The following is an 11,315-nucleotide window of genomic DNA, read 5'->3' on the forward strand; positions in this document are numbered from 1 at the left end:
GCGTTAATCCGTGTTAATCTGCCCTCATCTGCGGTAAAAAAAAAGAATGTATTAACCGCAGATGACAATGGATTAACGCAGATTCACGCAGAGGTCGAGAAATAGGAATAATTCCGATGCTAACAGATTTGAGATAAGTCGCGATCGACAAAAATGTACGATCGCTATAAATATTTGACGATCGCCCATCAAAACAGTCGCACCCATCTCCCGCTCCTTCGGCAGATTGCCAAAATCTCAATTATGCTAACGTAGGCAAGCAGCAATGCCTTGTCACGAAGGCGATTGACATAATTTAAAACAATTTATTTGATTGAGGAGCGGTGTATCCCCTATGGCAAACCTGATCGGCACAGACAGCAACGACTTTATTCTAGGCACTCCGCAGGGCGATCGAATTCGCGCTTTAGATGGCGATGACACGCTGCTGGGTGCCGGAGGAGATGACACCCTAGAGGGGGACGCCGGCAACGACCAACTGCTCGGAGGCGACGGAGGAGATTCGCTGTTTGGAGGCGAAGGAAATGACGAACTCATTGGCAACCAAGGTCGCGATTTTGCTTTAGGCGGCAACGGCGACGACTCGATTCGCGGCGGTTTGGGCAACGACCTCCTCGAAGGCAACGACGGCTCAGACAGCGTATTGGGAGATGCCGGCGACGACGTGATTCGCGGCAACGCGGGCTTTGATGTGATTGCCGGCGGTACTGGCAACGACAGCTTGGTGGGGGGTGACGGCGACGATTCGGTGTTCGGGAATGCTGATGAAGATTTTCTCTACGGGGATTCGGGGAATGATTCTCTCAACGGCGGTAGCGGCGGAGATCAACTGTTTGGCGGTGACGGCAACGACTATTTCCTCGGTGCCGACGGCGATGATACTTTGTACGGCAATGACGGCAACGATTCGCTCTTCGGTGATTCTGGCAACGACCAAATATTTGGGGGGAAGGCTGACGATACAGTTTTTGGCGGCAGCGGTTCCGATACGCTTCGCGGCGATTTAGGCGATGACTCGGTACTGGGAGAGGAAGGCAACGACTTTCTGTTCGGGGGCAAAGGTAATGATGTTCTAGACGGCGGTTTTGGCGATGATTCCTTGGCCGGAGGTCTCGGTGACGATACAATTCTAGGCAGTTTCGGCAATGACAATTTATTTGGGGCAGAGGGTAATGATTCTCTGATCGGAGGTGAGGGTTCGGATACTCTGACTGGCGGCAGCGGCAGCGATGTTTTTGGATTGGGAGCGGGCCCGGGAAGTTTGGTTTTAATTACTGATTACAATGAGGCAGAGGATTTCTTTGGACTGCCGAGCAGTTTATCTTTCAGCCAACTGCAAGTGAGCCAAGGTAACGGCGCAAATCTCAGAGATACTGTAATTACGATCGACGGCAAGCTTTTAGCAATTTTGGTTGACACTCCATCGGCGCTGATTGATGCCAATGATTTTATCTCTGTGAGCGGGACGTTTAGCCCCAGGCCGACTTCGGAGACAACTCCGACTCCGGCGACGACTCCGACTCCGGCGACGACTCCGACTCCGGCGACAACTCCGACTCCGGCGACAACTCCGACTCCGGCGACAACTCCGACTCCGGCGACAACTCCGACTCCGGCGACAACTCCGACTCCGGCGACAACTCCGACTCCGGTAACGACTCCGACTCCGGCGACAACTCCGACTCCGGTAACGACTCCGACTCCGGTAACGACTCCGACTGCTTCGAGGATTCCGACTGCGCCGACTGTTACTGTGCCTGATTCGATGGTGTCAATTAGTTCGATCGCCCCGACTCCTGCTCCGGGGCTGTTGCCAATGCCTGGCCAGACGCAGATTTTTCCTTCGATGCTGCCGAGTCCGACACCCGTACCTCCTACACCTTTCGGGTTCTAGGGGCGCGAGGGCAGCTCAGTTATGAGTTTTGAGTTAAAGTAAAACTTATAGACTCAAAACTCGTAACTCAAAACTATTTCGAGCCTTGCTCAGTCTTGGCCGAGTCGTTTTCAGGCTCGGCGGAATCGTATTCTAGGGGAGATAATTGTTGGCTGTACCCCAAGAGCGATCGAAGTTTCATGCGCTGGATGTAAGGCCAGCCGCCATTGGCTTCAATATTCCTGATCAGTTTGTACATTGCTTGGCGGTTGTCGGGAAAAGACGCTTGAAACAAACCGTCCCGAATTTCCTGGTGCGAAGCTTCCAAAGCTCGCAGCAAAGCCAAAAGCAGCACGCTGTCTCCCTGACAACTTTCGGCTAAAGTCCGAATCGCCTGTGTCAGCGATTGCAGTTGAGCCTGCAACTTTTCTGACTCTAAATTTTTGCCGTTGTCCATACTGCTGCTTCCTTTGAAATCTACAAGGCGTTTTTCTGGGGCCGCTTGTGTCAACCAACTTGCTCGAGCTAGTGGCGATCGGCATTCCAGGCTAGGAGCAACGTAACTTAAGTACGTTGACCTAGGCAATATTAATTTATCGCTCAAGTCAGGAAAAGAGCACAACCCGTCGTACCATGTGTATTGGGCGACGATCCGAAAATTTTGAGAAATCCTGAGTTATGGCTTAATTTCACCGCAGTAGCTCGACTGTTTTAGTCAAACTCGGTGATGGCTTTCGGATGGTTGCACGGGCCATGCCTGCCCGCGAGCAATTGTATTTTGCTCGAAATAGGGCTTTTTCTTAATATAATCCGATGTTGGAGATTGAGGTTGGCAATGAAATATCGTGCTTTAATTGTTGCACTTTTAGCATTTTGCATGAGTGCGCTGGTTGCTTGTTCTTCGGCTCCCGATACAACGGTGGCGACTGCGGAGTTACTCACCTACGACCAGATCAGAGGTACTGGATTGGCAAATAACTGCCCTAGTTTGGCAGAAACTTCTCGCGGATCTATCCCTATTGAAGCGGGCGCAACCTATAAACTGACTGGTATGTGTTTGCAGCCCACAACTTATTTTGTGAAGGAAGAACCATTAAACAAACGCCAAGAGGCAGAATTTGTGCCTGGTAAAGTGCTGACTCGGTTCACGTCGAGCATTGACCAAGTTCAAGGTACGCTAGAGGTTGGTAATGATGGGACTCTGACTTTTACAGAAGAGGATGGCTTGGACTTTCAAGCAATTACGATTCTGTTACCGGGCGGAGAGCAAGTACCTTTCTTGTTCACTATTAAAGAACTGATAGCCAGTTCCGAGCCTGGAGTAGTTGCTATCAATACTTCCACCGATTTGCGAGGAAATTTTAACGTTCCTTCTTACCGCAGCGGTACCTTTTTAGACCCTAAAGCTCGCGGGGTAGCCTCTGGTTACGACCATGCTGTAGCCCTTCCGGCTACTGACAACTCCAAACTCAAACGCTCTAATGTGAAGCTGGCTGACACCAACACAAACGCGGGCAAAATTTCTCTGCAAGTTGCGAAAGTCAACAGCGCCACTGGCGAAATAGGCGGGATTTTTGAAAGCTTGCAGACTTCTGATACTGATTTGGGAGCTAGACCTGCTTTGGATGTGAAAATTCGCGGTTTATTTTACGCTCGCATCGAGCCTTCTGTTTCGTAAAATTGGCTTTTTGGATCGATCCTCTGCGAGGGCTTCGCCAACGAACTAGAGCAGTTTTTTGGTCTCAAGCTACTGCTCGCCCTTCATTAGCCAACAGTCTTTAGCAATATAACTGAAGACTGTTGACTAATGACTAAATTTATGATTAGAGTGTTGTTGACTTGCGGTTGATTAATTGACGATTTTTAATTAGTTAAAGAATTGCTTTCAAAGCGCTTTTAGTGTATAATTTCGTGCGAAAAATCCAGGTTAAATTCAGCCTTCTACCTTGGGATCGCCCCGTCAAATCGCTGCGCCTTGCCAAAATCCAACAGGTGTGTCGGGTGTCACACTTATGAAGCTGCTAGGATTGCACCACAATCAACATGATTTTTTTTAGGCTACATTGGAAACTAGGTCTAAAGCAACATCAGTCCTCTGCTCTACCAACCCTTATGCCGCTATGTCTACCACAACCCCAAACGAGTTAAAAAACGAAAATTTGCAATTGTTGCGTCAGTACCAAGATTCTGGCTCGAATGAAGTCCGCAATCAGTTAGTCCAACTGAATATTGGACTGGTGAGAAAAGAAGTTTACCACTGGCTCAACCAGTGCGGTGAAAGCTACGACGACTTGCAGCAAGTCGGGTGTATAGGGTTGATCAGGGCGATCGAGCGATTCGATCTGTCGAGGGGACACGCTTTTAGTTCCTTTGCAATTCCCTACATTCGGGGCGAAATTCAACACTACTTGCGAGACAAAAGCCCTTCAGTGCGAGTTCCGCGCCACTGGCTGTCCCTGGAACGCAAATCTGTCGCAGCAATCAAGGATTTGCAAGTGCAGTTCAACCGCAAACCTACGGATGCGGAAGTAGCAGCAGTGCTTGAGGTTTCTGTTGAAGAATGGCGAGAAATTAAGTTGGCCCACCTCAACAGATCGCCTCTGAGTTTGGACGCGCCGGTGCAGGATGAAGATGAGGGTGCGACAAGTCTGGGCGAATTGATGCCCGATAGCAAGTATCGGAGTTTTCAGTTGGCCCAGGAGGATCGACTTCGCGTACAGCAAGCTTTGGCGATGTTGGAACAACGGACTCGCGAGATATTGGAGTTTGTTTTTCTCTACGATTTGACTCAGAAGGAAACCGCCGAACGCTTGGGTATCAGTGCGGTGACGGTTTCTCGGCGAGTTAAGAAAGGACTCGATTTGCTCAAGGAAATTATGACGAAGCAGCTTTAGTCAGTTGTCAGTTGTCAGTTGTCAGTAGTCATTAGTCATTAGTCATTAGTCATTAGTCATTAGTCATTAGTCAGTAGTCAGTAGTCAGTAGTTATTGGTTATTGGTTATTGGTTATTGGTTATTGGTTATTGGTTATTGGTTATTGGTTATTGGTTATTGGTTATTGGTTATTGGTTATTGGTTATTGGTCATCAGTCATCAGTTAGTAAGCCTAGGCGCATCTAAATCTTAGAGTCAAGTTGGATAAAATTTTTCTGGTGGGAGGGTGTCTGACCGCCCAAAAATACAATTTAGATACTCAACAGCTTACAACAAAAACTGACTAATAACTGATGACTAATGACTAATGACTAATGACTAATGACTAATGACTAATGACTAATGACTAATGACTAATGACTACTGACTAATGACTAATGACTAACTAAAATTAACGGAACGGCGGCGAGTAAAGCAAACCGCCATCTTTCCAGAGTTTGTTTTGACCCCGGTCTAACTTAAGTGTACTTTTCGGGCCGAGGTTGCGATCGTACATTTCGCCGTAATTTCCCACTTTTTTAACAGCGCGGGCGGCGAAATCGTTCGGGAGTCCCAAACCTTTACCTAAATCTCCTTCTGTTCCTAGCAAACGTTTGACGTTCGGATCTGTAGTGCTTGCCGCAGTTTGGTCTACATTTGCTGAATTAATTCCCAAATCTTCAGCTTCAATCGTCGCAAAAATAATCCATCTCACCGCATCCGCCCATTTAGGATCGCCGCTTTTCACCGCTGGGGCTAAAGGTTCTTTTGACATCACTACCGGCAAAATTTCATTGTTCTCGGAATTCGGTAGAGTTGTGCGCTTTGACACGAGTTGCGATCGATCGGCAGTAATGCCTTGACAGCGACCTTCTTGATACGTCGCAAAGGTAGTATTCACATCTTCAAACACTACGGGAGTGTATTTAACTCCTAGTTTTCGCATTTGGTCGGACAAATTTTGTTCGGTGCTCGTACCTGTCTGCACGCAGATAGATTTGCCCGCAAAATCTTTTAAACTTTTGATGCCGCTGTCTTTTTTGACCATGATGCCTTGAGAGTCATAAAAGATCACTGGGGCAAATTCCAGTCCGGTAGTGCTGTCGCGACTCGCCGTAAAGGTGGTATTGCGGCTGAGAATGTCGATTTCTCCGGCCTGCAAAACTGTAAATCGATCTTTAGCGTTGAGCTTTCGGTATTCTACTTTTTCGGGATCGTCAAATATTGCTGCCGCGACAGCCCTGCAAACATCCACATCCATTCCCGAATATTTGCCTTTTTCGTCTACAAAGCTAAAACCTGGCAGTTCCCCGCTGACGCCGCAAATCAGTTTGCCGCGGCTGACAATTGTATCTATCCGGCTAGAACCTTGTTGCGATTTGCCTTCAGCCGTATTTGTACCTGTATTTTGTCCGATTTGTGCCGATCGGTCCCGACAAGATGCTAGCGGTGCCACCAATAACACGCTTGCTAGCAGCAGAAATCCCCATTTACGCATAGATTTTAGTAGAACGCTTTCTTGACAATCCTACCTTGTAGCTGTCGAGAACTGCTGCGATCGCCGGTGTACAGCATCGGGCTGCTTCAAGTCAGCCGTTCTGCCGCGCGACAACTGCACCCAAACCCGCCTGTATTTTTTTGGCCGCGAGCGATCGCCCTTCCCTACAATATTTATCCAATTTTGATTTAATCGGCTCAGAACCGCTCAGGGGCCAAGCGCTGCTCCGCTAAATCCCGAATTAGCGACAGCCGAGACTCAATGTACTTGTTCAACAAATCTGTTTCATTGCCATTGAGCGCAGAGTTCGTCTTCAACTGCTTCAGCAGCCACTGCACTAGGGTGGCGTCGTCTAAATTGACTAACAGAGTCGCTTGGGTGGTCTCAATTAACGACCAGAGTTGACGTAACATGATTGGAGTCATAAAACCTCCTCGAGCGTAAATACGCAGTTAATGGGCTGGGCGAAATGCTGGTCTTAGTCTTTCAAGCCGATATACGAAAATCACCCTGTGAGCGATCGGCTTAATGATTATTTTATATTTCACCACAATAACTCAATTTAGCAGTGTCAAAAGCTACAACACACAAGATGTCATAACAGTTGCCAATCTCGTCACATAGAAATAAATATCTTGATAAAAAGTTAAAAATCTTTACAAACTTTCAAATTCCTGGCTCAGCCACCAACTTTTTAACCCCCGCCAGAATTATTTCTAATTCAGCGATGATTTTCGTTGCGCCCTCCAAATCGTTGGATTCGGCCAGAGTTTGAAGATCCGCAGCCAAATCCGGCATTCGCCGCACCGCCGCCGTAGCGCTGACACCTTTAATTTGATGCGCGTGGCGGGCCAGCGCCTCCACATCTCCCGAAGAAATCGCCCCCTTAGCTTCTTCTAAATAAGTGCCAGTATCCACCACAAAAGCTTGCAAAATTTCCCGCTCAAAATCTAAATCAGCGCCCGCAATTTCGTGCAAGCGCGCTATATCGACTACAGATTCTAGATCCGCTGCAGAGTTTTGGAGTTCCTCGCCCTGAAACTTGGGACTTTCAATTTTTAACTGTACCGACCAATTTTCTAGTACAGATTTTAACTTTTCGATCGAAATAGGCTTGCTAATATAATCGTCCATCCCCGCCGCCAGACACTTTTCCCGATCGCCCTTCAAAGCATTCGCCGTCATCGCCACCACCACCGTATGAATATCCAACCCCCCCGAACCAGCCGCGCCTGCAGATTCCAGGCGGCGCAATTCCCGCGTCGCTTCGTAGCCGTCCAAAACCGGCATCTGACAGTCCATCAACACAATGTCATACTTTTTGAGAGCCAGCATAGATAGCGCCTCAGCACCGTTATTCGCCACATCCGCAGCGCATCCCAAAACCTTGAGTTGATTCAAGCCAACTTTTTGATTGATCGGAGTATCTTCAACTAATAAAATCTTTAAGTTGGCTAACTTCTGGTTGTCAATAACTGAGGCTTGATTTTTCGTTTGATTTGCCAGCGACCGATCGATTGCAGCACCGGGGGCGATCGCATTTACCAAGCAATCAAACAACCGGTGAGCTTTTACAGGTTTAGTTAAATAGCCGCTAAAACCGATATCTACCAAACGTTTCGCCTCCGATATCTGAGTAATTGAAGTCAGAACCACCCAATGCGTCTGCTGCATAGCCTGCTCAGCAATCATCAAGCGTTCCAGACTTCCCGCCACCATTTCCGGTAACTGAATATCAACCAAAACAATAGCGTAAGGAGAATTAACGCTGACAGCTTTGTACAGAGATGCGATCGCCATCCAACCGTTCTCAACTTCGTCAACTTCCATTCCCCACAAAACAGCCATTTTCAGCAGCACTTTTCGCAATGTCGGCTTATCGCTAGCAACTAACATTTTTCGCCCCGCCAGCGCCGTTTGCAAATTCACCTCGCACGCTGTCCCCGCCGCAGTTAAATTTTCCTTAACTGCCGGCACAGTAAACCAAAAAGTCGATCCCTTTCCAGGCGTGCTTTCCACGCCGATTTGACCTCCGAGCAACTCCACCAACTGCTTAGAAATAGCCAGACCCAAACCTGTGCCGCCGTATTTTCTCGTCGTAGAAGCATCAACTTGGGTAAAAGATTGAAACAGCTTTTTTTGGTCTTCTTTCGCAATTCCAATTCCTGTATCTGTGACTTTAAACAGCAGGAACAGCGACCGATTGCTTCCGAGTTTTAACGGCTGCATATTCTCTAAATTTTTCCGCTCCCCGCTGGCTGCCACCAAGGCCGGAGGTCTGCCAGTAGAAACCTCAATTACCACTTCTCCTGCTTCGGTAAACTTAATAGCATTGTTGATTAAGTTAGTGAGAATTTGCCGCAACCTCGCTGCGTCGCCTCTAATTTGCAGCGGCACGTCGCTATCAATCAGCGCCACCAATTCTATACCTTTTTCTTGGGCGGGAGTTGCTAACAAATCCAGCACTTCATCCAAACAGATACTGAGGTCAAACTCGATGGTTTCCAAGCGCATTTCTCCGGCTTCCAGTTTGGAAAGGTCAAGAATATCATTAATGATCGATAGCAAATTTTGGCTGCTGAGTTTCAGCGTCTGCACAAAGTCTAGCTGTTCGGGAGTGAGATTTGTTTTCAGCAGCAAATCAGTCATCCCCATTACTCCATTCATCGGAGTGCGGATTTCGTGACTCATATTTGCTAAAAATAGCGACTTCATTCGAGATGCTTCCAGGGCTGCTTCTCGGGCCTGCTGCGCTTGTTCAAAAAGAGTAGATTGCTGAATGGCGATCGCCAACTGCACGCTCAACCTTCCCAGCAAATCCACCTCAGAATCAGTCCAAGCCCGCGGAGCCCTGCACTGGTGAGCCACCAGCAATCCCCACAACCGATTTTGACGCTTGTCCCAACTGGCGATGTGCGATTCTATTCCGGGAGTTTTAGACAAATTTTCGGCGGTCGCCTCTTGATTTTCGTCGCCGATAAAAATTGGTACAACTAAATTCGCCATCACCTGCAAACTCACCAGAAAATCTCGGTGGATGTCGCTCAAACTTGCCGTATAAACATCTTCAACAGCTTGAATTTTACCAGCGCGGTACACCGATACATAACTTTCTTCCAAAGATGCTTCTTCCAGTTTTCTGTCCAGCAGCGGCATCCAATTGTCGCCAACAGATTCCACAACTACAATCGCTGTTTTCTCCGAATCAAAACGATAAATTACCGTGCGGTCAGTTTCCAGCAACTGCCGCACTTCTTCTACGGCTGTGCTCAGAGTTTGAGTGAGATTGAGAGACTGCCGGACTCGCTGGGCGATCGCCGAAACCAGCCGCTCTTGTTCTGCTTGTTCTCGCAGCATTCTCTCAGCTTGCTTGCGTTCGGTGACATCGCGAATTACCGCAGCAAAGCACAGCGGCTCGCTGCTTTTAGGATGCTTTACCAGAAAAGCATTCATCACCACATCTATGCGTTTTCGGCTGTGCAAGTGCTGCATTTGACCTTCACCTTGCCACTGACCGTCACCGAGCATTTTTGGTAAAATCTCTCGATTAAATTTTTGTTTAAAAGTTTGACCGATATAATCCCATATCTCCCTATAAAGCATTTCCGAAAGCTTCTCTACACCAACCATTTTTCGTCCGGCTTCGTTGACAAACAGCGTTTGGCCTTCGAGAGTAGCCATACCGATAAAATCGCTGCTATTTTCAATCAGCGACACAAATTTTTGCCGTTCTTCTTCTCCTTTTTTGCGTTCGGTAATGTCGCGCTTGACGCAGACGTGACAAATTATATCGCCGCTGTTGTTAATTACAGAGTATGCCGCCACGTCGATCGCCAGCGTGCGACCTTTTTTAGTAGAGTTAGTAATTTCGCCCCGAAAAGTTCCTGTTTTGCCTAAATTTTGGGCAATTGCTGAAAAGCGCTCGCCCGCCACCAGCGGCGGCGCTTCTGCTTCTAATTCCGCGTCTGTGTATTCTAGCAGCGATTGGTGAGCGCGATTTTGTTCGAGAAAAAACCCGTCAGCATCGATAATGACGATCGCATCGTTAGAGTTTAAAAATATTTCTCGGTAAAGTTTAAGTTTTTCCTCAGCTCGCTTGCGTTCGGTGATATCCCTTTTGACGCTGACGTAACAAACCACATCCCCAACATCATTGAGAACCGCAAAAGCCGAAAGTTCCACCTCAACAACTCCCGATTCCAAAGCCTTAACACAGGTTATTTCGCCTCGATAACTTCCTGTTTCGCCCAAGCTTTGCAGCACCGACGCAAAAGCCTTTTCTCCCATGTGAATCGCAGGGGTTTTTCCCCACAATTTAGATGAGGTGTAACCCAGCAAAGCCGTGTGAGATTGATTTGTTTCTAAATAATAGCCTTGGGGATCTAAAATGGCGATCGCATCGTTAGACTTTAAAAATATTTCTTGATAAAGTTGCAGTTTTAATTGCGCTTGTTTGCGATCGCTAATATCCGTGAACAAGCCGTAGTAAACAATCTCCCCCGATGCTTGCATTTCCGGCTGTGCATCCCCTTGCACCCATTTCAGTTTTCCCGACAAAGTGACAATTCTGCCTTCCCACCGCCAAGGCTGCAAACTTTCAGCAGAAAGCCTCACCGAATTGACAAAATCATCTCTATCTTCGGGATGAATCATATCAACAATCACATTAATCTCCTGCTGAGCCACCTCTGGCTCTATTTCATACAATTCTCGACAGCCGGCGCTGACAAACGAGAAGGCCATCGAACCGTCTGGATGCAAGTCAACTTGATATACAGTACCCGGTACGCTTGCAGTAATTTTTTGCAGTTGGGTTTGGCTTTGACTCCTGGCTTCATCTGCTGCGGAGTATTCTGCAATTTCCCGCGAAATACCCAAAACCGCAAATATATTGCCTCCGGCATCGCACAGCGGCAGTTTTTGCGTGTCAAAGACGTGCTGTTTGCCGCCTGCAAAGGCGATTTGCTGGTAGGGATTGCGAACCGTCTCCCCGGCCAGCACAGCTCGATCGTCCTCGCGGATGCCCCTAAC

The 11,315-nt window shown here is 47.9% G+C and carries 8 protein-coding genes; 4 read left to right on the plus strand and 4 right to left on the minus strand.

Annotated features, from left to right (window positions below; translation table 11 throughout):
* Positions 1-334 precede the first annotated feature (334 nt).
* Positions 335-1,894 carry a calcium-binding protein gene (locus WBA89_RS29715; RefSeq protein ID WP_424411254.1) on the plus strand — a complete coding sequence of 520 codons (1,560 nt, stop codon included), beginning with the start codon at positions 335-337 and terminating at the stop codon, positions 1,892-1,894.
* A gap of 73 nt (positions 1,895-1,967) precedes the next feature.
* Here the strand turns inward: WBA89_RS29715 and WBA89_RS29720 are convergent, their stop codons facing one another.
* Complete coding sequence (locus tag WBA89_RS29720; RefSeq protein ID WP_424411256.1) at positions 1,968-2,384, minus strand: hypothetical protein; 417 nt, start codon at positions 2,382-2,384, stop codon at positions 1,968-1,970.
* 324 nt (positions 2,385-2,708) lie between these two features.
* On the opposite strand from WBA89_RS29720, the gene WBA89_RS29725 reads away from it, so the two are divergent.
* Both WBA89_RS29725 and WBA89_RS29730 read left to right on the plus strand, forming a co-directional pair.
* Positions 2,709-3,551, plus strand: coding sequence for a photosystem II manganese-stabilizing polypeptide (locus WBA89_RS29725; protein ID WP_424411258.1), 843 nt, complete (start codon positions 2,709-2,711; stop codon positions 3,549-3,551).
* Positions 3,552-3,993: 442 nt separating this feature from the next.
* On the plus strand, positions 3,994-4,767 hold the full coding sequence (locus WBA89_RS29730; protein WP_424411260.1) for an RNA polymerase sigma factor SigF: 774 nt from the start codon (positions 3,994-3,996) through the stop codon (positions 4,765-4,767).
* Positions 4,768-5,198: 431 nt separating this feature from the next.
* Here the strand turns inward: WBA89_RS29730 and WBA89_RS29735 are convergent, their stop codons facing one another.
* Positions 5,199-6,284, minus strand: a complete 1,086-nt coding sequence (locus WBA89_RS29735; RefSeq protein ID WP_424411262.1) for an amino acid ABC transporter substrate-binding protein — start codon at positions 6,282-6,284, stop codon at positions 5,199-5,201.
* Positions 6,285-6,305: 21 nt separating this feature from the next.
* On the opposite strand from WBA89_RS29735, the gene WBA89_RS29740 reads away from it, so the two are divergent.
* Positions 6,306-6,476: a hypothetical protein gene (locus WBA89_RS29740; RefSeq protein ID WP_424411264.1), complete on the plus strand. Its 171-nt coding sequence runs from the start codon at positions 6,306-6,308 to the stop codon at positions 6,474-6,476.
* A 5-nt stretch (positions 6,477-6,481) separates the two neighbouring features.
* Here WBA89_RS29740 and WBA89_RS29745 read toward each other — a convergent pair whose 3' ends face one another.
* Both WBA89_RS29745 and WBA89_RS29750 read right to left on the minus strand, forming a co-directional pair.
* Positions 6,482-6,709 (minus strand): hypothetical protein, encoded by a 228-nt coding sequence (locus WBA89_RS29745; RefSeq protein WP_424411266.1) that lies wholly within the window; start codon positions 6,707-6,709, stop codon positions 6,482-6,484.
* 241 nt (positions 6,710-6,950) lie between these two features.
* On the minus strand, positions 6,951-11,315 hold a 4,365-nt coding region (locus tag WBA89_RS29750; RefSeq protein WP_424411268.1), incomplete at its 5' end, for a PAS domain S-box protein.

Origin of the sequence: Microcoleus sp., from assembly GCF_049646505.1 — a bacterium.
Taxonomy (GTDB): Bacteria; Cyanobacteriota; Cyanobacteriia; order Cyanobacteriales; family Microcoleaceae; genus Microcoleus.